Here is a 24,248-nt window from a genome sequence, read left to right as displayed (position 1 = left end):
GCGGCCGCTCAGGCCGGCGGCGCGACCGACCCCGACCGCAGGTCGCAGGCCTCGCCGCAGATCCGGACGACCTCGTCGAGGTCGTCGGTGCAGGTGATGAGATCCTCGTCGCCGGGCGAGATCAGGCCCTCCGCGAGCACGCGCTCGCGAATCCAGTCGACGAGCCCGCCCCAGTAGGCCGTCCCGACGAGGATGACCGGGTACCAGCGGATCTTCTTCGTCTGGACCAGGCAGAGGACCTCGAAGAGCTCGTCGAGGGTGCCGAAGCCGCCGGGCATGGCGACGAACGCATCCGAGTAGCGGACGAACGAGACCTTGCGGGTGAAGAAGTAGTGGAAGGGCACCTCGAGCTCGACGTACGGGTTCGCGCCCGTCTCGAACGGCAGGTCGATCAGGAGCCCGATCGAGCGGGCGTCCCCCTCGTGGGCGCCGCGGTTGGCGCCCTCCATGATCCCGGGGCCGCCGCCGGTGATCACCGACGCGCCGGCCTCGGTCGCCAGCCGGCGCGAGAGGGTGCGGGCCAGCTCGTACTCCGGGGTGCCCTCGCCCAGCCGCGCGGAGCCGAACACCGTGATGCCGCGGCGCACGTGCGAGAGCGTCGAGAACGCCATGTCGAGCTCGGCGGCGATCCGGTCGATCCGCTGCGGATCGGTCAGCTCGGTCTCGACCTGCGCCCATTCGGCGCTGAGCAGCTCCTCGTCGGCGGATTCGGGACGGCGGGCGGGATCGGTCACCGGCGCGACTCTAGCGGCCCGTCCCCATGGGGTCGATCAGGGCACGAGGACGCCCGCGAGCACCGCGAGCGCGACCGCGGCACGGTCCCGCAGCGTGCCGGCGTCGACGTGCTCGTCGATCGCGTGCGCCCCGCCGCCGAGCGGCCCCAGGCCGTCGATCGCGACCCGGGTCCACGACGCGAGGTGGCTGGCGTCCGAGGCGCCGCCGCGGCTGGACGCCACGATCGGCCGGCCGAGCAGCGCGCCCGCCCGCGCCAGCACGGGCGCCGACGCGGCCCGGTGGTCCATCCCCGGCCACACGCGGCTGAAGCGCGGCGCGAGCGCCACGCCGTCGAGCTCCGTCGGCAGGCTCGCGAGGAAGCCCTCGAGCGAGCCGATGGCCGCCGCCCGGACGTCGATGACGAGCTCGCCGTCGTCGGGGACGACGTTCAGGGCGGTGCCGCTCCGGACCATCGTCGGCACGACGCTGAGCAGCTGCGGCCCCGAGGGGTCGTGGGCCGCGGCGGCCGTGGTCGCGACCCGGGCGAGCGCGAGCAGCGCGTTGCGGCCGTCGTCGGGCTTCGACCCGGCGTGGGCGGAGACCCCCGCGGCGACGACGGTGATCGCGGCCGCGGCCTTGCGCCGCACGACGACCGCCTCCTCGCCCGTGGCGGTCCGCTCGCCGCCCTCGAAGCAGAGGCACGCGTCCCAGTCCTGGAAGCGCGGCCCGTGGGCGAACTCCTCGGTCCGCCACTCCTCGTCGGCCACGAGCAGCAGGGCGGCCTCGGCGAACAGCGCCCGGGCGCCCGGCGTCGCGGCCAGCGCGCGCAGGACGCCGATCGCCAGCGCGTCGCCGCCCTTCATGTCGAACGTGCCCGAGCCGGTCCAGCGGTCGCCGTCGACCTCGACGGGCCGGTGGCGGTCGTGCGGGATCACGGTGTCGAGGTGCCCGAGGAGGACGATGCGGGCGGTGCCGGAGCCGCGGATCCGCGCGAGCAGGTCCGGGGCGCTGCCGGTCGTCGAGCACGGGAGGCGCTCGACCTCCGCGTCGGCGGGGAGCGCGGCCACGACGAGCTCGACGCACGCCTCGAGGCCGGTGTGGTCGCCCGAGGGCGAGGAGACGGCGCAGAGCGGGCCGACGAGCGCCGCGGCGTCGGCGGCGACCGTGTCGGCGGCGCCGAGCAGCGACCGGACGGTGGTGTCAGTCGCGGGCGCGGCCATGGCCCCACCTTCGCACGGCGCGCGTCCGGGCCGCGCGCCGACCGGCGGCGATCAGGGGCGCAGGCGCAGGGTGTGCTCGCCGGCGGGGAGCGTCACGCGCAGCCGCTGGCCGCCGAACGTGGCCCCCGGCACGGTCGTCGCCACCGAGCCCGCGCGGACGGTCATCGCCGCCGTCGGCAGCGCGCCGTCGACGGTGAGCTGCGCCGCGCGCCCGCGGCTCGCGAGGCCCCCCTGGGCCATCCCGTTCCAGAGCTCGACGTCGCCGGCGCCGCGCGTCACGACGGTGAGCGTCGTGCCGTCGAACGCCTGGCTGACCACGCCCGGGGCGGAGTCCACGAGCCGCGGGCGGCCGAGGTCGAACGCGGCCTGCCCGTCGGGCTGCAGCGCGCCGGACGGCTGCAGGATGCCCCAGCCGTAGTCCTTCGTCGGGTGCTGCTTGAGGATCCAGACGATCGAGCCGACGAGGGTGCGGTCCTGCGAGCGCATGCCGTTCTGCCGGTAGGACTCCCAGATGCCGCCCCGGGCGCCGGGGTACTCCCCCACCACCGGCGCGGCGCGGAAGGCGCGCGCCTTGCGCTGGACGTCGTCGTACGCGGCGCTCAGGCGGGACGGGGTGCCGTCGTTCGGGAAGCCGCCGAAGACGTCGGTGTAGACGTGGGGCGCGTAGACGAGGTCGTCGTCGGCGTTGAAGCGCGAGGCGGCCTCCCCCGGGCTGTCGAACCAGATCGGTGCCGTCATGCCCGCGCCGCGCAGGCGCTTGATCAGCCGGTCGTAGAACGGCCAGAGCTGCGGGGCGAGCCAGGCGTCGGACTGGCTCGGGTCGGTGCTGCGCGGCTCGTTGTAGAGCTCGACGCCCGCGAACGCCGGGCCGAGCGTCGCCCCGACCCCCGCGACGGCCGCGACGGCGTCGCCGTAGGAGTCCTGGAGCGGGCGGCCGGCGACGGTGCGGTTCTGGAACAGGCCCTCGGCGGCCTTGGCGGCGCACGCGGTCGTGTAGTACGTCGCGTTCCCGCCCAGCGTGCCGAGGAGCAGGTCGCAGGAGGCGCCCTGCGCGTCGATCGCCCAGCGCGGGGCGCCGTCGGACTCGGTGAGGGACGGCTGCCCGAGGCCCGCCGCGTAGCGGTCCTGGTGCATGTCGATCAGGACGTAGATCCCGCGGTCGGCGAACACGCGGGCGGCGCTCTTCACCTGCGCGAGGTAGGCCTGGTCGATCGTGTTCGGCGCGGGCTGGATCCGCGACCACGAGACGGCCAGGCGCACGACGTTCAGCCCGAGCGCCCGGGCCTGGTCGCCGTCCGGCGCGGTGACCGCCACGGCGCCGTGGGCGCCGCCGTAGTCGACCAGCCCGTTGACGTTGGCGCCACGCAGCAGGACGCGCTTGCCGGACGTGGTGCTGAGGATGCGGGAGCCGTCGGGCGCCGAGCGGACCTGCAGCGCGTCGGACGCGCTGAACAGGCCCGGAGCGTCGGCCTCGGCGGCGCGGGCGCGGTCGGCCCACAGCGACGCGGTCCTCGAGGACGCGACGCGCGGCTTGCCGTCGGCCCGCAGGCGGTCGGCGGCGGACACCGGCGCGACGGACACGGCACCGATCGCGGCGGCAGATACGACGGCGGCGCCGACGACGCGGAGCACGCGACCCCGGGAGGACCGGGGACCGGCAGAGCGGGCGGCGGGAGGCCGACCGTCCGCCGTGGCGCGGCCTGTCGGTGGGCGTCGTGCGACCCGGGACACGGCGCGCATGCTGCCAGACCGGGACACCGTCCGCGCCGGGGACGGGACATCGCCCGGCCGGACGGGGGCCGAGGAGGGCGGCCCCGGTCCCGCCCTCCGTCCTAGATCAGGACGGCGTCGAGGCGACGCTGGAGGATCTCGCCGAGCGCCTCGCGCACGGGGCCCTCCTCGAACCGCGTGACGAGCTCCGCGAGGAAGCCCTCGATCACGAGGCGGCGGGCCATGTTCAGGCCCAGGCCGCGCGAGCGCAGGTAGAAGAGCTGCTCGGGATCGATCTGCGCGATCGCCGCCGCGTGGGTGCAGCGGACGTCGTTGGCCGCGATCTCGAGGCCCGGGATGTTGTCCGCGTGGGCCTTGCGTCCGAGGAGCAGGTTGCGCGACTCCTGGAAGGCGTCGGTCTGCTGGCCCAGCTCGTCGACCTTGATCATGCCGCGCCAGACGGTGGAGCTCTTCTCCGCCAGCACGCCGCGGAAGGCGAGGTCCGACGTCGTGTTGGGCGCCATGTGCGTCTGCAGCGTGTCGAAGTCGAGGTGCTGCTTGCCGTGCGTGGCGTAGCCGCCGGTCACGCGGCCGTGGGCGCCGGCGCCGTCGAGCGACGTCTCCTGGAAGACCTTGCCCTTGGCCGAGCCGAGGCCGAGGGTGATCCAGTCCATCCAGCCGTCGCGCTCGATCGTCGCGCGCTGGGCGCCGAAGATCCACGACTTCTCCGACAGGTCCTGCACGTCGACGAAGCGCAGGCGCGCGTTCTGGCCGACGTGGATCTCGACGACGCCGTTGACGAGCGCCTCGAGGTCCGGGGTCGCGGACGTCGTCTGCGACCAGACCTCGGCGGATGCGCCGTCCTCGAGCACGATCAGGGTGCGTGGCGCGACGCTGCGGCCGGCCTGCTCCTGGATCAGGGTCAGGAGGACGGGGGCGTCGAGCTGCACGCCGCGCGGGACGTAGACGAAGAAGCCGCCGGTCCAGTCGCGGTCGTTGCGGGCCGTGAACGGCGTGCGGGCGGTCTCGATCTTGCCGAGGTACCGCTCGACGAGGTCGGGGTGCTCGGCGGCGGCGACCTCGAGCGGCAGGACGATCGCGCTGTTCGTCGCCGGATCGCGCAGCGCGGCGGACTCCGGCACGACGGCGTGATCGACCTGCGTCAGGCGGATCGTGCCCTCGGGCAGGTGGTCGAAGACGCGCGGCGCGTCGTCGGCCGCGGAGCCGACGAGCGACGGATCGACCGTCTGCGCCGCGGGGAAGGCGTCGAGGTCGAGCTCGGGGATCTCGGTGAACTCCCACCCCGGCGTGCCGCGGAAGGTCGGCATGGCGATCTGCGGGAGCTCCTCGGCAGCACCGCTACGGAGAGCCGAGAGCCAAACAGGTGCAGGTGCGGTGGTCGTGCTCAACCGATGCTCCCTTCCATCTGGAGCTCGATCAGGCGGTTCATCTCGACCGCGTACTCCATCGGGAGCTCCTTGACGATCGGCTCGATGAAGCCGTTGACGATGAGCTTCGCGGCCTCCTCCTCGTCGATCCCGTGGGACTGGAGGTAGAAGAGCTGCTCGTCGCCGACCTTCGAGACCGTGGCCTCGTGACCGATGTCGACCTGGTCCTCGTCGATGCGGATCGTCGGCCACGTGTCCGTGCGCGACTGGTCGTCGAGCAGCAGGGCGTCGCAGACGACCTTGGACTTGGAGCCGACGGCGCCCTTGCCGACCTCGAGCAGACCGCGGTAGCTCGAGCGCCCGCCGTCCTTGGAGATCGACTTGGCGAAGATGTTCGACGTCGTGTTCGGCGCCGCGTGGACGATCTTCGCGCCGGCGTCCTGGTGCTGGCCCTTGCCGGCGAAGGCGATGGAGAGGACCTCGCCGTGCGCCCGCTCGCCCATCAGGTAGACGGCCGGGTACTTCATCGTCAGCTTGGAGCCGAGGTTGCAATCGACCCACTCGACCGTCGCGTCGCGCTCGGCGATCGCGCGCTTCGTGACGAGGTTGAAGACGTTGTTGGACCAGTTCTGGACGGTCGTGTAGCGGATGCGGGCGCCCGGCTTGGCGATGAGCTCCACGACGGCGGAGTGCAGCGACGAGCTGGAGTACGTCGGGGCGGTGCAGCCCTCGACGTAGTGCACGTAGGAGCCCTCGTCGGCGAGGATGATCGTCCGCTCGAACTGGCCCATGTTCTCCGTGTTGATGCGGAAGTAGGCCTGCAGGGGCATCTCGACGTGGACGCCCGGCGGGACGTAGACGAACGAGCCGCCCGACCACACGGCGCTGTTGAGCGCGGCGAGCTTGTTGTCGTTCGGCGGGATCACCGTGGCGAAGTACTCGCGGACGAGCTCGGGGTGCTCGCGGAGCGCCGTGTCCATGTCGGTGAAGATGACGCCCTGCTTCTCGAGCTCCTCGTTCACCTGGTGGTAGACGACCTCGGACTCGTACTGCGCGCCGACGCCGGAGAGGAACTTGCGCTCGGCCTCCGGGATGCCCAGGCGGTCGAACGTCTTCTTGACGTCCTCGGGGACGTCGTCCCAGGAGCGCTCGGAGCGCTCGGACGCGCGGACGAAGTAGTGGATGTCGTCGTAGTCGACCTCGGCCAGCATCGGGCTGCCCCAGGTCGGCTGCTCGCGGGCGAGGAAGTAGTCCAGCGCCTTCAGGCGGAAGTCGCGCATCCACTGCGGCTCCTGCTTGAACTCCGAGATCTTCTCGACGATCTCGCGGTTGATGCCCTTCGGCGCCTTGTAGAGGTAGTTCTCGGCGTCGTGGAACCCGTACTTGGCCGTGTAGTCGGCGTTCAGGTCGACGAGCGAGGACTCCTCCTCGTTCAGGAGGGAGCCGGTGGTCTCGGGAGGCGTGGGCATTAGTCCATCTCCAACTTGATCGTGTCCCCGTCGATCACGACGGGAAAGGTGTCGACCGGCTGGTACGCCGGAAGGGTCTTCGGTCGGCCGGTGCGGAGGTCGAACACGGAGCCGTGGCGCGGGCACTCGATGGTGCACGCCTCACGATCCAGCTCGCCGTCCGACATGTCGCCGTCGTCGTGGCTGCACCGATCCTCCATCGCGAGGATCTCGCCACCGCAGTTGACGACCATGACCTCGACGTCGTCGTGCTCCAGCGTGACGCGCCCCCCGTCGGGGAGCTCGTTCAGCGGGCAGACGTCGATCAGGGGCACAGGGAGGCGGTGGCGATATGGATCGGACGACTTCGGGGCGCAGGTCGCGCTCCGCGGTCATGTCCGATGCCGATGGACGGGATTGTATCGCGACCGGCCCCCGATCTCCCTCCGCATTTGAAGGGATTACAAACTCGGGCGCCCTAAGTGCTGCCCAGGACGGGGATCGCCGACGCCGACGCCGCGTGGGACACGGACGATCCCGCGCGCTCCGGACCGGCGCGGCCGGGCCTCAGGCCGACTGACGGCGTCGCAGCGCGACCGCGTCGTGCGAGCAGAAGACGTCGACCTCGGCGCCGTGGTCGCGGGTCAGGTCGCCCAGCCGGGCGGCGTTCTCCCCCAGCAGCCGGTGGTCGGCGCTGTTGACCCGGTGGTAGGCGCGCAGGCCGCGACTCCGGACGGGCGGGGTGGCGATCTCGTCGGGGTGGAGGAACGCGTCGCCGGCGTGCAGCAGCCAGCCGGCGCCGGTGTCGATCGCGTAGCCCGCGTGACCCGCCGAGTGGCCGGGGAGCGGCACCAGGGCGATGTCGACCCCCACGTCCTCCACCAGGGACGCCCGCTCGAAGCCCATCCAGCGGTCGCCGTCGAGCGTCGCGTGCGGGGCCCAGCGCGGGCCGTGCGCCCACTGCGCGGGGCGGTAGCGGAGCTTCGTGTCGCCGCGGCGCGCGCGGGCCGCGGCGAGCTCCGGGGCGTGCAGGTGGACCGTCGCGTTCGGGAAGTCCCCGAGACCCCCGGCGTGGTCGAGGTCCAGGTGGGTGATGAGCACGTGCCGCACGTCGGCGGGGTCGTGCCCGAGCGCCCGGACCCGCTCCACCGCCGTCTGCTGCGGATCGAGCCGCGCGCCGAGCAGGTGCCGCGCCGGCCCGAGCCGCCGCGGGGCGGCGACATCGCCCGTCCCGTAGCCGGTGTCGACGAGGACCAGCCCGTCCGGCGCCTCGATCAGCAGGCAGTGCGCCACCAGGTGGCCCGGGTCGCGCGGGGCGAGCCCGAGCCCGACGAGTCCGTGCGGGCACATCGTCCCGCAGTCGAGGTGGTGGATCCGTGGTGGCGCGCTCACCGGCGGCGAGCCTACCCTCGCCGCCGCGTCCCGACCGGGGTTCTCGTCGGGCTCAGCGCGAGCCGACCGGCACGAGCGCGTCCTCGCCCGGCTGCGCGTGGCGCAGGAGGCGGCCGTCCTCGGCCACCTCGTAGGCGCCCGTCCGCAGCAGCGGCGGCGAGTACGCGTGGACCGAGACCGCCGGGGCACCGCCGGTGTGGTGCATCCGGTGGATCTCCGTCGGCTCGATCGTCGCGCCGTTCTCCGGGTCGAGCCGGCGCTGGATCGGGTCGCCGAACGCCGTCAGGCGCTCGTCGACGATGGACCCGGTGGCGAGCGCGACGCCCGCGCTCGAGACGTCGTGGTCGTGGAAGCCCGTGTCGTGCCCGGGGCCCCAGCAGATCAGCCAGATCGTGACGTCCTCGTCCTGATGCAGCAGCGCGTAGGTGCGCTGGTCCGGGTCGTGGTGGACGACGTGCTCCCAGCGGGCCGGGTCGTCGGCGATCGAGCGGGCCAGCGCCGCGAGCTGGGCGGAGTCGAGCGTGCCGGTGCGGTGGGTGTACTCGCCCTCGAGCTCGTCGGCGGGGCGGGCGACGACGCTCATGCCGCCACCACGACGACGGGACGCGGAGCCGCGTCGTCGGCCGCGGCCGGGGCGGCCGGCTCGCCGAGCAACCGGCCGGCCGCGACCGTCGCCAGGCGCAGGCCGTCGATCCCGGCGACCCGGGGGACGTGCTGCTCCTCCGGGGCGACCACGGGCCGGTCGCTGCCGAAGGCCAGGTTGTCGACGCCGACGGCCTGGGCCGCGGCGGCGATCGTGCGCGGGCCGAACGACGACGTCTCGTAGACGACGTGCTCGGAGCGGGCCAGGTCGACCGGTCCGCCGCGGGCGGCGAGCCGCTCGAGCATCAGGGCGCCGCCGCCGGCCAGGGCCGCGAAGGCGACGCGCAGCGTCGGGTGGGCACGGTGGCCGCGGTCCAGCCAGGTCGCCCAGGCACGGAGCAGCTGACCCGTGTAGTCGCCCAGCGCGGGCCACCACGCGGCGTCGTCGGGGCGGCCGGAGGCCTGCCCGCCGGCGGGCGCGCCGGGATGCACGAACAGCGGCTTGCCGGCGCGGGCCAGCTCCTCGAGCACCGGGCCGAAGCGCTCCAGGGAGTCCGCGTCCGCCAGCGCGGCGGCCGGCAGCGCGAGGCCGATCGCCCCGCGCGACAGCGCGATCCGCAGGTCCCGCGGCTGCGGGTCCCGCGACGGGACCGCGGCCCACACGCCGAACGGCCCGCCGTGGGCGAGCACGCCCTCGTGCCACGACGTCAGGAGCTGTCGGGCGTCGTCGACCTCGAGGCCGTCGATCCCGATCGCCAGCGGCGGCACGAGGAGCGCGCGGTCCAGGCCGGCGGCGAACAGCGCGCCCTCGCGGCGGTGCAGGTCGATCTCACACTCGCCGAGCACGCAGTCCGGCTCGCCCGGGAGCAGCAGACGCCAGCTCCCGTCGGCCTCGACGCGGGTCCGGGGACCGTCCGTGCGCGCGGAGAGCGCGGCGAGGAACGGCTCCGGCCATGCGTGCTGGTGCAGGTCGGTCGGAGTGCTCACGGGACAAACCTAGCAAACAGGTCGGGGTTTAAGGGTTTTAATCCCACCGGAATTCCCGGGTTTACGCCGGAACGCCCTGGTGGACGGGGGGCTGCGACCCCGAACACCCGTCCGCGGCCGTCCCTCAGGACGCGAGCACGGGCGCCCAGGAGCGCAGGAGCTGGCGCGCTCCGACCCGGATCACGGCCGGGTCCGCCGGGTCGTGGGAGAGGTGGTCGAGCAGCAGACCGTCGACCGCCGCGCCCATCGCCCGGCCGTCGAGGACCGGGTCGGCGGAGCCCATCGCCAGGACGATCGGCTCGCACATCCGCCAGAAGACCTCCGCCGCCGCGGTCATCCGCTCGCGCAGCCGCGCGTCGCGGGCCGCGGCGAGCTCCAGCTCGAAGCGCGCGAGGTGCAGGTGCCGCCCGTCGTCCATCCAGCGCACGAGCGCGTCGGCGACCGCGTCGAGGTCCAGCCCGGAGTCGCTCGCCCGGCCGGCGGCACCGGCGAGCGCCATCGAGACGTCACGGGCGATGACCGCGACCTCCTGCTCGCAGGACGCGACCATCCGCTCGACGAGCGCGTCGATCAGGTCGTCGCGACTGCCGAAGTGGTAGGTGACCGACCCGTGCGGGACGCCGGCCGCCCGCTCCACCGCGCGGTGCGTGACCGCGGCGAGGCCGCCCTCGGAGACGAGCTGCAGCGCCTCGTCGAGGAGCTGGTCACGGCGGTCGGGCTGATCGGAACGGCGGGCCACGACTCCGAGTATGCCAGCGGGCTTGACGACCGGCGACCGTTCTTCTACAACTGTAGAAAGAAATCCGTCTACATTCGTAGAAGGCTCACCGACACGCGGAGAACGCCGATGTCCTCGCCCGCCCCGACGGCCCGCGCCGCCGCGCCGATCCTGATCCTGCTGCTCGCGTGCGTCGCGCAGTTCATGCTGATCCTCGACGACACGATCGTGAACGTCGCGCTGCCGACCGTCGGCGCCGACCTCGGGTTCTCCGAGCGCGACCTCTCCTGGGTCGTCAACGCGTACTTCCTGACCTTCGGCGGCTTCCTGCTGATCGGCGGGCGCGTGGCGGACCGCTTCGGCGCCCGTCGCATGTTCCTCATCAGCCTCGCAGCGTTCGCCGCGGCGTCGGCCGTCTGCGGCGCCGCCTGGTCGCCGGAGGTGCTCGTCGGCGCCCGCGCCGTCCAGGGCCTGGCCGCCGCGATGCTCTCCCCCGCCGCGCTCGCCATCCTGCTCGCGACGTTCCGCGAGGGGCCGGAGCGCAGCCGCGCGCTGGCCGCATGGGCGAGCCTCATCGGCCTGGGCGCCGCGACGGGCCTGCTGGCCGGCGGCGCGATCACCGAGGCGCTCGACTGGCGCTGGGTCTTCCTCATCAACCTGCCGGTCGCGCTCGTCGCGCTGGCGGTCGTCCCGCGCGTGATCCCGAAGGACGATCTGTCGGGCGCCCGGACGGCCCCGAACGTCGGCGGCGCGCTGCTCGGCACCGCGGCCCTGCTGCTCCTCGTGTTCACGGTCGTCGAGACGGACGGCGCCGGCTGGACGTCCGCCCGGACGCTCGGCGGCTTCGGCGTCGTGCTGCTCCTCGGCGCGCTGTTCGTGCTGTCGGAGGCGCGCTCGACCTCGCCGCTGCTGCCCCGCACGCTGCTGCGCCGCCGGCAGCCGATGACGGCCAACGGCCTGGTGCTGCTCGCGGCGGCGGGCCTGATGGCGATGTTCTTCTTCCAGACGCTGTTCATGCAGCGGGTCCTGGGCTACGGCGCGCTGCAGACGGGGCTCTCGTTCCTGCCGTTCAGCGTCTCGATGGGGCTCGCGTCGGTGGTGACCGGGAAGCTCCTGACGCGCGTCGACCCGCGGCTGCCCGTCGCCGGCGGCATGCTGCTGGCCGCGGTCGGGCTGTACCTCATGAGCACGCTCACCCCGGAGAGCTCGTACCTCGGCCACCTGGCCCCGAGCCTCGCGATCACGGCCTACGGCGTGGGCACCGCGTTCGTCGTCGCGATGGAGATCGCCACCGGCGGGGCGGAGGACCGCGACGGCGGGCTCGCGTCGGCGCTCCTGACGACCGGCCAGCAGATCGGCTCGGCGATCGGGATCGCGGCGATGGTGACGATCGCGACCGACCGGACGACCGACGAGCTCACCCGCGGCACCACCCCGCTGCTCGCCCAGACCGACGGCTTCACCGCGGCCTTCGGGGTGATGATGTTCCTGATGCTCTTCGCCGCGGTCGCGACGGTCGCGTTCCTGCGGCCGACCGGCGAGCGGGCGCACGCCCCGGCGCGGGGCGCAGGCCAGACCTCGCCCGGCGCGGCGGACTGACCCGTCGCGCCGCCGGAAGCCCGCTGCCGACCCCGCCCAGCCGCTAGAAGCCGGCCGCCGACCCCGTGCCGCCCGGGGGCGGTACGGCCTCGGCGTCGTCCTCCCAGTCCACGGATGCGCCGAGCGCGGCGGACTTGATGATCTTGAGCGAGAGCAGCGCGCACTTGATGCGCGTGGCGGAGATGTCGATCCCCAGCAGCTCGAGGATGAAGTCCTGGTCCAGCGCGCGCAGCTCCTCGACGGACTTGCCGACGAGCTCCTCGGACGCCATCGAGGCGGAGGACTGGCTGATCGCACAGCCGTGGCCGTCGAAGCGCACGTCGGTCACGACGCCGGCGTCGTCGACGCGCATCATGACCTTCAGCTGATCGCCGCACGACGGGTTCTTGTCCTCGAACTCCAGGTCGGCCGGGTCGAGGGTGCCCCAGTTCCGCGGACGCTTGTAGTGATCGAGGATGTTCTCGCGGTAGAGCTCGTCCATGACCACTCCATGGTCGCACGTGCGGGGGAACGTCCCGTTCCCGCGCGGAGATCCTGCCCGACGGGCCGCCGGGCGACTTCACCGCGGGGTGACACCAGCGGTGCGGCACCACGGAAGGCTGGCGGCGATGCGCTCCCCACGCTCCGTCCTCCCCCTGCTCGCCGCCGCCTCGGTGCTGGCCCTCCCGACCGCCGGCGCCGCCGCCCACGGCGGGCCCGGCCACGACGGCCCGGGCCACCCCGGCCCGAAGCCGCCCGCCGCGCCGACGCTCGTCGCCCGCGCGACGCTGCCGGCCACGACGTACCTGCCCGGCGGCCCGTCCGGCGCGGCGCTCGGCACGGCGACGATCAACGGGGTCACCCCGCCGTTCCCCGGCCAGCCGATCCCCGGGTTCTCCGGCGTCCTGGCCGACCGCGACGGCGACGTCCTCGGCCTGCCCGACAACGGCTACGGCGCGAAGACGAACTCGGCCGACTTCCTGCTCGCCGTCCACCGCGTCCGTCCCGCGTGGCACACGGCCAGGGGCGGCGCCGGCACGGTCGCGGTGCGCGAGACGCTGGCGCTGCGCGACCCCGACCACCGCATCCCCTTCCCGCTGACCCGGGCGGACCGGCGGCTGACCGGCGCGGACCTGGACGTCGAGTCCATCCAGCGCGGCGACCGCGGCAGCCTCTGGATCGGCGACGAGTTCGGCCCGTACCTGCTGCACGTCGACCGCACCGGCAAGGTGCTCGAGGCGCCCGTGCCGCTGCCGGGCGTCAAGAGCCCGCAGAGCCCCGACCTGGCGCCGGGCGAGACCCCGAACCTGCCGGCCAGCGGCGGCTTCGAGGCCACCGCCGCGCTGCCGGACGGCCGGACGCTGCTGCCGATCACCGAGAAGGCGCTGACCACCGAGCCGGACCAGACGCGCCACGTCGTCCACGAGTTCGACGCCCGCCGGTCGCGCTACACCGGCCGCACCTGGACCTACCGGACGGAGCGTCCCGACACGTACGTCGCCGACGCGCAGGCGCTGGACGCCCACCGCCTGCTCGTGCTGGAGCGCGACAACTTCGGCGGGCCGGACGCGAAGCTCAAGCGGCTCTACGTCGTCGACCTGCGCCGGGCCGACGCCACCGGCGCCCTCGTCAAGCGCCAGGTCGCGGACCTGCTGGACCTGCGCAACCCGGGCGTCACGCAGGACGCGCCCGGCACCTTCGGGCTGGGGCAGCCGTTCCGCTTCCCGTTCGTGTCCGTCGAGTCGGTCCTGCCGATCGGCGGCGACCGCGTGCTCGTCGCCAACGACAACAACTTCCCGTTCGACGCCGGCCGGCAGCCCGGCAAGGCCGACGACACCGAGCTGATCCAGGTCGACGTGCCGGGGCTGCGCGACCGCCGTTGAGCGTCGTCCGGCCCCGTCGTCCGGCCGGGGGCCGGGCGGCGGGGGCCGTCGGCGCTAGGAGAAGATGCGCTGCGCCTCGCCCAGCGCGTCGATCAGGGCGTCGATCTCCTCGCGCGTCGTCGTGACGCCGAAGCTCGCCCGCGTCGTCGCCGGGATGCCGATCGCGCGGTGCAGCGGCTCGGCGCAGTGCTGGCCGGCGCGGACGCAGACCTCGCGGCGCGCGAGGATCTCGGCGACGTCGTGCGGGTGCAGGCCGTCGAGCGCGAACGACGTGAGAGCGCCGCGGCCCGCGGCCTCCGGCGGGCCCACGACGCGCAGGCCCTCGACCTCGGCCAGGCGCTCGAGCGCGTAGGCGGTGATCGGCTCCTCGTGCGCGTGGACCGCGGCCGGGCCGCCGATCGACGTGACCCAGTCGCAGGCGGCGGCCAGCCCGACCGCCTCGACGATCGGCGGCGTGCCGGCCTCGAAGCGCTGGATCCCGGCGGCCCAGGTCGTCTCCTGGAAGTCGACGACGTTGATCATGTCGCCGCCCGTCAGGAACGGCGGCATGTCGGCGAGCAGGTCGCGGCGGACGTGCAGGACGCCGATGCCGGTCGGCCCGTAGAGCTTGTGCCCGGTCCAGCCGTAGAAGTCGGCGCCGATCGCGGTGACGTCGACGGGCTCCTGCGGGACGGCCTGGGCGCCGTCGACCATCACGCGGGCGCGCGCCGCGTGCGCCCGGCGGACGATCTCGGCGACCGGGTTGCGGGTGCCCAGCACGTTGGAGACGTGCGCGACGGCGACGAGCTTGACCTTCCCCCCGGCGAGGAAGCCGTCGAGCTGGTCGAGGTCGATGCGGCCCTCGTCGTCGACCTCGAGGTAGCGCAGCGTCGCGCCCGTCCGCAGGCAGAGCTGCTGCCACGGCACGAGGTTGGCGTGGTGCTCCATCTGGGTGATCACGACCTCGTCGCCCGCCCCGACGTGCTGGGCGCCCCACGTGTTCGCGACGAGGTTGATCGCTTCGGTGACGCTCTTGGTGATGATCGTCTCGCGCGCCGTCGAGCCGACGAACGCGGCGATCGTCGCCCGCGCGGCGTCGTAGCCGCGGTCGGCCTCGACCGCCAGCCGGTGCACGCCGCGGTGGACGTTGGCGTAGTGCGAGCCGGCGAACGCGTACATCGCGTCGAGCACCGCGCGCGGCTTCTGCGCCGAGGCGCCGCTGTCGAGGTAGACGATCCCCTCGGGGCGCTCGAGGTACGGGAACTGCGCCCGGACCGCGGCGACGTCGAGCGTGGCGGGGGCGGTGGAGGCGGCGACGTCGGACATCCCGACAAACCCTACTCCGGCGGACGGAGTTCCTCCGTGCGCTGTGACCGCCGCCCGCTACGTCGGGGAGAGCGCGCCGGTGCCGACGAGGATCAGCACGATCGCGCCGAGCGCCACGCGGTACTTGATGAAGATCCCGAGGCCGTGGTGGGCGATGAACTTCAGCAGCCAGGCCACCGCCGCGTAGCCCACCACGAACGAGACGACCGTCGCGGTGATCGTCGGGCCCCACCCCACGCCGTCGGCGATGTTCGAGAACTCGGAGACCGACTGCAGGAGCGTCGCGCCGGCGAGGGCCGGGATCGCCAGGAAGAACGAGAGCTTCGTGACCGCGACGCGGTCGATGCCGAGCAGCAGGCCGGTCGACATCGTGGCGCCGGAGCGCGAGATCCCCGGGATCAGCGCGAGGCACTGGGCGATGCCGATGGTCAGCGTGTCCCGGAGGGTGATGTCGCCCTCCTGCCGCCGCTGGGTGCCGACCTTGTCGGCCCACCACATCACGCCCGAGAAGAGGATCAGGGCCGTCCCCACGAACCAGAGGGAGCGCAACGTCGTCTCGATCTGGTCCTTGAACGCCAGGCCGATGATGCCGATCGGGATCGAGCCGGCGAGGATGTAGAGCGCGAAGCGGAAGTCCCGGGTCTGCCGCTCCCCGGGGGTGCGGACGCCGCGGAGGAACGCGCCGACGAGGCGGATGATGTCCTGGCGCAGGTAGATCACCGTCGCGAGGACGGCGCCGATCTGGATGATCGCCGTGAAGGCGGTGACGTCGGGATCGTCGATCGAGTAGCCCATGAGCTTCTCGGTGATCGTGAGGTGGCCCGTGCTGGAGACGGGCAGGAACTCCGTGAGTCCCTCGACCGCCCCGAGGATGACGGCTTCCCAGATGTGCATCCCCGAGGTCACCCGGGAGAGAGTACGGGCCCCGCCCCGAGCTTCGCGGGGCGGGCCTCACAGGACTCCGAGGAGGCCCGGCGCACCCGTGGGGCGCGCGGCGGACCGCGGTGCGCGTGCCGCCGGCCTAGGCCACCGTCGAGACATCGGCGCCCAGCGCCTCGGCCTCGGCGCGGATCGCCTTGTAGCCCTCGGACTCGATCTGCTCGACGAGCTCGGGGCCGCCCTCCTTGACGATCCGGCCGTCGACGAGGATCGACACGCGGTCCGGCTTGATCAGGTGCAGGATCCGCTGGTAGTGCGTGATGATCAGCGCGCCGAGCGGGGACTCCTCGCGGATGGTGTTCACCGCCTGCGAGACGATGTTCAGGGCGTCGACGTCGAGGCCGGAGTCGGTCTCGTCGAGGATCGCCACGTCGGGGCGCTGCAGCGCGAGCTGGAGCATCTCGAGGCGCTTCTTCTCGCCGCCGGAGAAGCCGTCGTTGAGGTACCGGGAGCCGAACTCCTTCGGGACGTTCGTGCGCTCCATCTCGGCCTGGACGAGCTTGCGGAAGTCCTTCAGCGAGATGTCGCCCTCGCCACGCTCCTCGCGGTGCGCGTTCAGGACCATGCGCAGGTACTTGACGATCGTCACGCCGGGGATGGCGACGGGGTACTGGAAGGCCATGAAGAGGCCCTTGCGTGCCCGGACGTCCGGGTCCAGCTCGGTGATGTCCTCGCCCTTCCAGAGGATCTGGCCCTCGGTGACGTCGAGCTGGGGGTTGCCCATGATCACGTTCGCCAGCGTGGACTTGCCGGAGCCGTTGGGCCCCATCAGCGCGTGCACCTCGCCGCGGTTCACGGTCAGGTTCAGACCCTTGAGGATCTGCTTCTCCCCGACGCTCGCGTGCAGGTTCTTGATCTCGAGGTCAGCCATCGGTCTTCCGGTGTTGGGGTGGAGGGTGGTGGTGCCCCGTCCGCGCGGTGCGGGCGGCGCGACGTCGCCGGTGGTCCGTGAGGGGACCGTCCGGCGACGGAGTCAGACGGTCGTGGCCGGGGGGCGCACGGTGAGGACGGACGGACGCGGCTCCGCGTCGCCCGGGGACTGGAAGGTGACGAGCTCGGCGAGCGTCGTCTGCTGCAGGGCGCGGAACACGCCGCCCTGGACGCGGGTCCACAGGAGCTTCGTCGCGCAACCGGTGCCGCTGTCGTCCAGGTGCGAGCAGAGCACCCGGTCGGGATCGCGCTCGCCCTCGCCCTCGCGGTCGTCGACGAAGCACGACATCGGCGCCACGGAGCCCTCGAGGGCGAGGATGACCTCGTCCATGCGGATCTCGCCCGCGGGACGCGCCAGGCGGTAGCCGCCGTGGGCGCCGCGGGTGCTCGCGACGAGCCCCGCCTTGCGCAGCAGGGCCACGATGCGCTCCAGGTACGCGAGCGGGAGCCGCTCGGTCTCGGCGACGGTCTTCAGGGAGACGGGTTCGTCCCCCGGGAGCTCGCCCAGCCGCACCATGAGCCGGACGCCGTACTCGGCCTTGGTCGTGAAGATCACGGCCTCAAAGCCTACCAGCGAGGTAGGAAACGCCCCGGACGGCTCCCGGGGCCACCCGTAGACCCGCTGCACAGGGACGCCGGCGGCCTCGCGGGCGGGCGTCGGGAGGGTCGGATATGCTGACGCGGTCATGACGTTGCTCGCCACCACCGGTGCCGCCACCTACACGATCTGGCTGATCATCCTCTGGGCCGTGATCATCCCGGCCTTCGCGATCATCCCGGTGATGTACGCCCTCGCCCAGATCGCCGGCGAGCGCAAGGAGAACCTCGACTACGAGCGCGGCGCGCGCCCGGTCGACGATCCCGACAAGGTCGTCGTCGACGTCTGAGCCTTCCCGGCGCCCGCGACGGCCGCCGACCGCCGTCCCGACGGGCCCCGAGAGGGGCCCGTCGTCGTTCCCGGGTCCTAGGAGGGGACCGGCCCGCCGGCCTTCAGGATCTCGCGGCCGCGGTCCAGGTCGCCGGCGCCGTTGAAGCTCGCGTAGCCCAGCGGGCGGTCGCCCTTCAGCAGCCAGACGGCGAACGCGTCGTCCTCGAGGCTGCCGTCGATCCGGACGCTGTCGAAGTCGCGCCCGACCGTGACCGACTCCAGCGACACCCAGTCGGCGAGGTCGCTGAAGAAGTACGGCACCTCGGCGTAGGCCTCGTCCGCCCCGAGCCACTGACGGGCGACGAACGCGCCCTGCTGCTCGGCGACGTCCTCGTGCTCGATCCGCACGCGCTCGCCGTGGAGCACCGAGTCGTACTCGGCGCAGTCGCCCGCGGCCCAGATCCCCGCGGCGGACGTGCGGAGGCGGTCGTCGCAGAGGATGCCGCCGCTCTCCCCCAGCGCGAGGCCGGCGCGCTTGGCGAGCATGACGTCCGGCTGGGCCCCGACGCCGATGACGACGACGTCGCCCTCGACCGTCGTCCCGTCGGCCAGCGCGACGCCGCCGACCCGGCCCTTGGGCTCCTCCGGGTCCTTCGGCACGAACGCGCTGACCTCGACGCCGCCACGGATCTCGATTCCCTCGCGCTCCAGGCGGCGCCGCACCCAGCCACCGACCTCGGTGCCGAACGTGCGCTGCAGCGGCTCGTCCTCCTGCATCAGGACCGTGACCGGGTGGCCCTGGGACGCGAGGCTGGCGGCGACCTCGCAGCCGATGTAGCTGCCGCCGACGAGGACGACGCGCGCGCCGGGCCCGACGCCGTCGATGTCGGCCTTGATGACCTCGGCGTTGCGCAGCGAGCGCAGGTAGTGGAGGCCCTCGAGGCCCGTGCCGTCGACGGGCAGCCGGCGGACCATCGCGCCGGTCGCCAGCAGCGCCCGGTCGAAGGAGATGACGTCCTTGGTCTGCAGCTTGGCCGTCTTCTCGGCGGCGTCCAGCGAGAGGACCCCGCTGCGCAGGCGCAGGTCGACGTCGTGCTCGGCCCACCATCCCTCGGGGACCACGAGCGCGTCGTCGCGGGAGGCCTCGCCCCGCAGATGCTCCTTCGAGCCCGGCGGGCGGTGGTAGGGCGCGTCGAGCTCGCGGGTCAGCAGCACGATGCGGCCGTCGTGGCCGCCCTCGCGGAGCGTCTTGGCGGCCGAGGCGCCCGCCACTCCGCCGCCGATGATCAGGACGTCCGTGCTCTCCGTGCTCGTCATGCGGCGACGCTACCAACCGCCGGCCGACATACCCCGTTCGATCCGCCGGTCCGCGTGGGTGGCATCGACAGCGGGGACGACGCGCTGCCGGGCGCTCCGGCCGGGGTCAGCGGCGCGTGCGCCGGACGAGCGGGCGGCCGCCCCGCTCGGTGACGAACGCCGCGGAGCGCTGGGGCACGCCCAGGTGCCAGCCCTGGCCGATCGTGACGCCCAGGTCGCGGACGATCTCGAGCTGCGTCTGGCGCTCGATGCCCTCCGCGACGATCTCGAGGTTCAGCTGCTCGGCGATCGACACGAGCGCCTTGATCAGCACCCGGTCGTCGCCGCCGTGCTCGCCGTCGAGGCGCTCGGTGAAGGAGCGGTCGATCTTCACGACCGCCCCGGGGATCCGGCGCAGCTGGCGCAGCGACGAGGCGCCGATGCCGAAGTCGTCGATCGCGACGCGCACGCCGAGGCCCTGCAGGTCCTCCAGCACGGCGATCGTCCGGGTGTCGACGAGGACGTCCTCGGTGACCTCGAGGCAGAGCCGCCCGGGCGGCAGCCCCTGGAGGTCGAGCTGCTCGCGGACGGTCGCCACCAGCAGCGGGTCGTGGATCTGCCGCGGCGAGAGGTTGACGGACACGATCAGCCCCGGGACCGCGACGGCGGCCGCGCACGACTCGGCGAGGATGTGCTCGCCCATCGGGATGATCATGCCGCTCTCCTCCGCCACCGGCAGGAAGCGCCCGGGCAGGATCATCCCGTGCTCGGGGTGGCGCCAGCGGATCAGCGCCTCGGCGCCCCACAGGCGGTCCTCGTTCAGCAGGGCGAGGGGCTGCAGGTGGACCTCGAAGCCTGCGCAGGTCTGGAGCGCCCGGCGCATCTCCTGCTCGATCTGCATCCGGTCGTGGCTGCGCGCCCGGAGGTCCTCCTCGAAGAGCTCGACGCGCGCGCGGCCGCCGGACTTCGCCTCGAACATCGCGAGGTCGGCCTCGCGCACGATCGTCTCGCCGTCGACGAGGCGCGGGCTGATCGCGACGCCGGCGGAGGCCGTCACGACGACCTCGCCACCGTCGTTCAGGGCGATCGGCCGCTCGACGTCGTCGAGGGCGTCCTGCGCCAGGCGCAGGGCCTCCGGCTCCGACGCGATGCCCGGGAAGAGGAGGACGAACTCGTCGCCGGCGAAGCGCGCCGCGAGCCCGCTCGTCCCGTCGACGAGCCGCTCGAGCCGCCCGCCGATGGCGTGCAGGACCGCGTCGCCGACGGCGTGGCCGAGGGTGTCGTTGATGCCCTTGAAGCGGTCCACGTCGATGAACAGCAGCGCGAGCGGCTGGCCGTCCCCCGCCTCGGACTCGTCGCGGAGCCGGTCCAGCCGGTCGATCAGGCCGCTGCGGTTGAGCAGGCCCGTCAGCTCGTCGTGCTCGGCCCGGTGGGCGAGCTCCTGCACCGAGCGGCGCAGTCGGCCGTTGAGCTGCTCGTTCTCGCGGACCGCGAAGACGTGACGGAAGCCGAGCACGATGATGATCGCCGCCGCGCCCACGACCATCGGCTCGTCGACGTCCCCGCGGCGCGCGGCGACCACCAGGACGCCGGCCACCGGGATCAGGAACGTGTAGGGCATCGTCAGCCACCACGGCCAGCCCTCGACGACCTCCCGCGCGCCCGCGCGGGCGCGGCGGGGTATCGACACCGCGAGCGCGAAGCACGCGAGCGCCGCGATCACGCCGAGCTCGCTGAGCGCGCTGGACCCGCGGGGGCCGGGCAGGTAGTGCACGATCCGCACGACGTCGGCGAACAGCAGCAGCGCGAGCCCGACGACCGCGAGGGCGAAGGTCCGCCGCAGGTCCTCCCGCGACCGCGACAGGATCAGCAGCCCGAGCGCGAAGGCGACGGCGTCGAGCACCAGGTAGGCCATCGCCGACGTCGCCGTCAGGTCGGAGCCGAGCGCCGCGTCGCGGAGCGGTCGCACCGCGACGTACCAGCCGAGCACGATCGTCGAGCACGCGATCGCGGCGCCGTCGGCCAGGATCCTGAGCGCCTGCACGCGGTTGCGCACCGGCCGGGCGAGGACCAGCAGGCCGCCCGCGGCCAGCGGCGCCAGGGCCATCTGCAGCAGGTTCGTCGGGAACGGCCCGTAGAGGCGGCCGCCCATCGTCGGGTCGACCGCGAAGGCCGCCAGCGTCGCGAAGACCGCGGCGCCGAGGCAGCCGATCGCCAGCCAGGCGACCCGCTCCCCCGGCCGCGACGAGTCCAGGCGCCGTTGGAAGACGCCGACGACCACGATCGCGCCGAGCAGGGCCTCGGCCAGGCGCAGGACCCGGCTCTCGACGAGCCCCGACGGGCCGTCCGAACCCGTCAGCGTCGCGACGGCGGCCACGACCACGAGCGCGGAGATCGCGGCGATCGCGACCGGCGGCAGGCCCGGGTCCCCGGACTCCGGGGCTGGACGCGGGGTCGCACGTCGGAGGGTCGGCACGCTCACGTCCGCCCGATGCTACGCCTGGCGACCGCGTTCGGGGCAACTCCTGCTGCAGGCGACGGCGAACGCGGGCGGAGCCTCCCGCGCCCGGGGTCGGCGCGCGGGAGGGGCTACTCGTCGGGCTCCGCGGCCTCGACCACGCCTGCCATCTCGACGCCCTCCTTCTCGAACTCCACCATCAGGGCCTCGCGCACCTTGCGCGTGACCCGCCACTGCTGCGACGGGGTCGTCTTGATCACGAGGCGGATCGAGTACGTCTCGGTGCCCATCGACTGCACGCCCCAGACCTCCGGGGGCTCGAGGACGCTCGGGTCGTTCTCGCGAACCTTCTCGGCGGCGCGGGCGATCAGGGCCTTGGCGCGCTCCGGGGCGACGCCGTTGGCGATCGGGACGTCGAGCACGGCACGCGACCAGAGCTGGCTCGTGTTGCCCACCGCGCGCATCTCGCCGTTGGGGACGTGCCACAAGGTGCCGTCCAGCGAGCGCAGCCGCGTGTTGCGGAGCGTCAGCGCCTCGACCGTGCCGACGACGACCTGACCGTTGGTCGACTTGGGCCGGAACGAGACCTCGTCGCCGACGCCGTACTGGTCCTCGACGAGGATGAAGATCCCCGACAGGAAGTCGCCGACGAGCGTCTGGGCGCCGAAGCCCAAGGCGACGCCGACGACGCCGGCGCCGGCGAGGAGCGGCCCGAGGTCGATGCCGACCTTGCCCAGGGCCATGAAGATCGCCGTCGCGTAGATCAGCCCGCTGACGATGCTCTTGAGGATCCCGAGGACCGCCTCGCGGCGCTGCTCTCCGCGGACGCCGATCTCCTGGGTCTCCTGGAGGACGTTCGGGGTCATGCGCCTGACCACCGACAGGCCGCGGGTGATGCGGCCGTGGCCGACGCCCCGGCCGACGTTGACGAGCACCCGCCGGGCGACGCGGTTGACGATCCACGCCACCACGAAGATCACGAGGATGTCGAGGAAGCTCGTCGTCAGCCAGTGGACGACATCGGCGGCCAGCTTGTTCCACGGCTGGCCGGTCGATCCGTCGTAGATGTGCCGGCAGAGGTTCCCCTGCCAGCTGCCCTCCGCACCACATGCCATCTCCGCGCGGTCGAGCTTGCGCTGTGCCGCCTTCTCCGCGGCGTCCGCGGCCGCTGCCGCTGCCTTCGACGCGGAGGACTGGGCGAGGATCGGTGCGACTGTCGAGATCAGACTCACGTCCACGACCGTAACGAAGGCGAACGGATCCGCGTCACGGTCGTCGTGCATCGATGATGCAGCCGGGTGCTCCCCGGGTCCGGCATCGCGAAATCCCTGCTCCTGGCCGATTCCTCAACGCTGGGGGTGCCACCGCTCACGCACCGGGACCGGCCGGGGTGTAGTCTCCGTTCTCGGTGCGCTCGAGCGCCGCCGCCGTGGGAGGTTCCCCGCGACGGCGCCGGTCCACCGTGTTCCCGCGTTCTCTCCACGCGCGACGCCCCGCTCCCACCACGAGGACGGGCCCCGATCGCGGCCGGAAGCTGAGCGCTCCCACCGGCCGGCATCGCAGCTCGCCACGTCCTCTCAGAGGAGCATCATGTCCCAGACTTTCGCCGAACTCGGCGTGTCCAACGCCGTCGCCACCGCCCTTGCGGACCGCGGCATGGAGTCCCCCTTCGCGATCCAGGAGCTCGCGCTCCCGGACGCCCTCGCCGGCCGCGACATCCTCGTTGCCTCCCCCACCGGCTCCGGCAAGACGATCGCCTTCGGCGTCGCGCTCGTCGAGGGCATCGAGGCCGAGGATCCCCGCCCCAGCGCGCTGGTCCTCGTCCCGACCCGTGAGCTCGCGACGCAGATCGTCGACGAGATCCGCGAGATCGCGCACTCCCGCGCGCTCGCCATCACCGCCGTCTTCGGCGGCGCCGGCATCGAGAAGCAGGCCCGCCTGGCCACGCGCTCGCACATCCTCGTCGCGACCCCGGGCCGCCTGGAGGACCTCCTCCAGCGCCGCGCCGTCTCCCTCGCGGACGTGAAGATGCTCGTCCTCGACGAGGCCGACCGCATGCTCGACATGGGCTTCCAGCCCGCCGTCAAGCGGATCGTCGCCCAGTGCCGCTCCGAGCGCCAGACGCTCTTCCTCTCCGCGACGCTCGACGGCCGCGTCGGCGAGATCGCCCGCGCCTACACCCGCGACCCGAAGCTCATCGAGTTCGCCGGTGAGAAGAAGGACGAGGGCAAGATCGAGCACCGCTTCCGCCAGGTGACGCGCGACGACAAGATCGAGCACCTCGTCGACCAGCTCAAGGACCGCGACCGCGGCCTGGCCGTCGTCTTCGTGAAGACGAAGTTCGGCGCCGACAAGCTCGTCCGCAAGCTCGCGCAGTACAAGGTCGAGTCGGTCGCCCTGCACGGCAACCGCTCGCAGGCCCAGCGCCGCAAGGCCCTCGCGGCCTTCGAGGACGGCCAGGTGACGACGCTGGTCGCCACCGACGTCGCCGCCCGCGGACTCGACGTCGACGACGTCACCCACGTCATCCAGTACGACATCCCGGTCGACATGGAGACCTACACCCACCGCGTCGGCCGCACCGGCCGCGCGGGCCGCACCGGCATCGGCGTCACGTTCGTCGAGCCGGAGGAGCGCCTCGACATGGGCGTCATGGCGCGCGACCTGCAGCTCGGCACCCAGCTCGAGGCCGCCGGCATGCGCGTCGGCGCCCCCGGCGAGAAGGGCCCCGGCGTCCAGCGCAAGCAGGGCTCCCGCGCCCCGCGCGGCGAGGGCCGCGGCGGCCAGGGCGGCGGGCGCCCGGGCCAGGGCGGCGGCCGTCACGGCCAGAGC

At 73.4% G+C, this 24,248-nt stretch carries 22 protein-coding genes; 4 read left to right on the top strand and 18 right to left on the bottom strand.

Annotated features, from left to right (window positions below):
* Positions 1 to 8: 8 nt before the first annotated feature.
* The 10 genes from AB0L40_RS06285 to AB0L40_RS06240 form a co-directional block, all read right to left on the bottom strand.
* Positions 9 to 734 carry a TIGR00730 family Rossman fold protein gene (locus AB0L40_RS06285; RefSeq protein ID WP_364350845.1) on the bottom strand — a complete coding sequence of 242 codons (726 nt, stop codon included), beginning with the start codon at positions 732 to 734 and terminating at the stop codon, positions 9 to 11.
* A gap of 36 nt (positions 735 to 770) precedes the next feature.
* Entirely contained in the window at positions 771 to 1,934 is a 1,164-nt protein-coding gene (locus AB0L40_RS06280; RefSeq protein WP_364350842.1) for a M20/M25/M40 family metallo-hydrolase, read from the bottom strand.
* 51 nt (positions 1,935 to 1,985) lie between these two features.
* A complete protein-coding gene (locus AB0L40_RS06275) occupies positions 1,986 to 3,566 on the bottom strand; it encodes a cellulase family glycosylhydrolase (protein ID WP_364350839.1) in 1,581 nt (526 codons plus the stop codon).
* 200 nt (positions 3,567 to 3,766) lie between these two features.
* A complete protein-coding gene (gene sufD / locus AB0L40_RS06270; protein ID WP_364350836.1) occupies positions 3,767 to 5,053 on the bottom strand; it encodes a Fe-S cluster assembly protein SufD in 1,287 nt (428 codons plus the stop codon).
* Entirely contained in the window at positions 5,050 to 6,501 is a 1,452-nt protein-coding gene (gene sufB / locus AB0L40_RS06265) for a Fe-S cluster assembly protein SufB (protein ID WP_364350833.1), read from the bottom strand. Before sufB ends, sufD begins: the two co-directional genes overlap by 4 nt.
* The gene (locus AB0L40_RS06260) at positions 6,501 to 6,815 is read right to left on the bottom strand and encodes a non-heme iron oxygenase ferredoxin subunit (protein WP_364350830.1); all 315 of its coding nucleotides are present in this window, start codon (positions 6,813 to 6,815) and stop codon (positions 6,501 to 6,503) included. Before AB0L40_RS06260 ends, sufB begins: the two co-directional genes overlap by 1 nt.
* A gap of 232 nt (positions 6,816 to 7,047) precedes the next feature.
* Complete coding sequence (locus AB0L40_RS06255; RefSeq protein WP_364350828.1) at positions 7,048 to 7,872, bottom strand: MBL fold metallo-hydrolase; 825 nt, start codon at positions 7,870 to 7,872, stop codon at positions 7,048 to 7,050.
* Between the two features lie 52 nt (positions 7,873 to 7,924).
* Positions 7,925 to 8,455 (bottom strand): cysteine dioxygenase family protein, encoded by a 531-nt coding sequence (locus tag AB0L40_RS06250; RefSeq protein ID WP_364350825.1) that lies wholly within the window; start codon positions 8,453 to 8,455, stop codon positions 7,925 to 7,927.
* Positions 8,452 to 9,441 carry an amidohydrolase gene (locus AB0L40_RS06245; RefSeq protein ID WP_364350822.1) on the bottom strand — a complete coding sequence of 330 codons (990 nt, stop codon included), beginning with the start codon at positions 9,439 to 9,441 and terminating at the stop codon, positions 8,452 to 8,454. The genes AB0L40_RS06250 and AB0L40_RS06245 overlap by 4 nt, the downstream gene beginning before the upstream one ends.
* A gap of 124 nt (positions 9,442 to 9,565) precedes the next feature.
* Entirely contained in the window at positions 9,566 to 10,180 is a 615-nt protein-coding gene (locus tag AB0L40_RS06240) for a TetR family transcriptional regulator (RefSeq protein ID WP_364350819.1), read from the bottom strand.
* Positions 10,181 to 10,288: 108 nt separating this feature from the next.
* On the opposite strand from AB0L40_RS06240, the gene AB0L40_RS06235 reads away from it, so the two are divergent.
* The gene (locus tag AB0L40_RS06235; RefSeq protein ID WP_364350816.1) at positions 10,289 to 11,758 is read left to right on the top strand and encodes an MFS transporter; all 1,470 of its coding nucleotides are present in this window, start codon (positions 10,289 to 10,291) and stop codon (positions 11,756 to 11,758) included.
* Positions 11,759 to 11,801: 43 nt separating this feature from the next.
* Here AB0L40_RS06235 and sufU read toward each other — a convergent pair whose 3' ends face one another.
* The gene (gene sufU / locus AB0L40_RS06230; protein WP_364350813.1) at positions 11,802 to 12,239 is read right to left on the bottom strand and encodes a Fe-S cluster assembly sulfur transfer protein SufU; all 438 of its coding nucleotides are present in this window, start codon (positions 12,237 to 12,239) and stop codon (positions 11,802 to 11,804) included.
* A 127-nt stretch (positions 12,240 to 12,366) separates the two neighbouring features.
* On the opposite strand from sufU, the gene AB0L40_RS06225 reads away from it, so the two are divergent.
* The gene (locus AB0L40_RS06225) at positions 12,367 to 13,620 is read left to right on the top strand and encodes an esterase-like activity of phytase family protein (protein ID WP_364350810.1); all 1,254 of its coding nucleotides are present in this window, start codon (positions 12,367 to 12,369) and stop codon (positions 13,618 to 13,620) included.
* A 54-nt stretch (positions 13,621 to 13,674) separates the two neighbouring features.
* On the opposite strand, the gene AB0L40_RS06220 is transcribed toward AB0L40_RS06225, so the two are convergent.
* From AB0L40_RS06220 to AB0L40_RS06205, 4 genes are all read right to left on the bottom strand, one after another.
* Positions 13,675 to 14,925 (bottom strand): SufS family cysteine desulfurase, encoded by a 1,251-nt coding sequence (locus AB0L40_RS06220; RefSeq protein ID WP_364350807.1) that lies wholly within the window; start codon positions 14,923 to 14,925, stop codon positions 13,675 to 13,677.
* A gap of 57 nt (positions 14,926 to 14,982) precedes the next feature.
* The gene (locus AB0L40_RS06215; RefSeq protein ID WP_364350911.1) at positions 14,983 to 15,819 is read right to left on the bottom strand and encodes an undecaprenyl-diphosphate phosphatase; all 837 of its coding nucleotides are present in this window, start codon (positions 15,817 to 15,819) and stop codon (positions 14,983 to 14,985) included.
* A gap of 127 nt (positions 15,820 to 15,946) precedes the next feature.
* Positions 15,947 to 16,735, bottom strand: coding sequence for a Fe-S cluster assembly ATPase SufC (sufC, locus tag AB0L40_RS06210; protein WP_364350805.1), 789 nt, complete (start codon positions 16,733 to 16,735; stop codon positions 15,947 to 15,949).
* A gap of 102 nt (positions 16,736 to 16,837) precedes the next feature.
* On the bottom strand, positions 16,838 to 17,350 hold the full coding sequence (locus AB0L40_RS06205; RefSeq protein WP_364350802.1) for an Rrf2 family transcriptional regulator: 513 nt from the start codon (positions 17,348 to 17,350) through the stop codon (positions 16,838 to 16,840).
* A gap of 130 nt (positions 17,351 to 17,480) precedes the next feature.
* On the opposite strand from AB0L40_RS06205, the gene AB0L40_RS06200 reads away from it, so the two are divergent.
* Positions 17,481 to 17,681, top strand: coding sequence for a hypothetical protein (locus AB0L40_RS06200; RefSeq protein WP_364350799.1), 201 nt, complete (start codon positions 17,481 to 17,483; stop codon positions 17,679 to 17,681).
* A 77-nt stretch (positions 17,682 to 17,758) separates the two neighbouring features.
* Here the strand turns inward: AB0L40_RS06200 and AB0L40_RS06195 are convergent, their stop codons facing one another.
* From AB0L40_RS06195 to AB0L40_RS06185, 3 genes are all read right to left on the bottom strand, one after another.
* Complete coding sequence (locus tag AB0L40_RS06195; RefSeq protein WP_364350796.1) at positions 17,759 to 18,979, bottom strand: FAD-dependent oxidoreductase; 1,221 nt, start codon at positions 18,977 to 18,979, stop codon at positions 17,759 to 17,761.
* 106 nt (positions 18,980 to 19,085) lie between these two features.
* Positions 19,086 to 21,440 (bottom strand): bifunctional diguanylate cyclase/phosphodiesterase, encoded by a 2,355-nt coding sequence (locus AB0L40_RS06190; RefSeq protein ID WP_364350793.1) that lies wholly within the window; start codon positions 21,438 to 21,440, stop codon positions 19,086 to 19,088.
* A gap of 107 nt (positions 21,441 to 21,547) precedes the next feature.
* On the bottom strand, positions 21,548 to 22,648 hold the full coding sequence (locus AB0L40_RS06185; protein WP_364350790.1) for a mechanosensitive ion channel family protein: 1,101 nt from the start codon (positions 22,646 to 22,648) through the stop codon (positions 21,548 to 21,550).
* Positions 22,649 to 23,006: 358 nt separating this feature from the next.
* On the opposite strand from AB0L40_RS06185, the gene AB0L40_RS06180 reads away from it, so the two are divergent.
* On the top strand, positions 23,007 to 24,248 hold a 1,242-nt coding region (locus AB0L40_RS06180; RefSeq protein ID WP_364350787.1), incomplete at its 3' end, for a DEAD/DEAH box helicase.

This window comes from Patulibacter sp. NPDC049589 (assembly GCF_040675535.1).
Lineage (GTDB): Bacteria > Actinomycetota > Thermoleophilia > Solirubrobacterales > Solirubrobacteraceae > Patulibacter.
The sequence above is the reverse complement of the archived record's forward strand: the minus strand, read 5'-3'. Positions and strand labels throughout refer to the sequence as shown.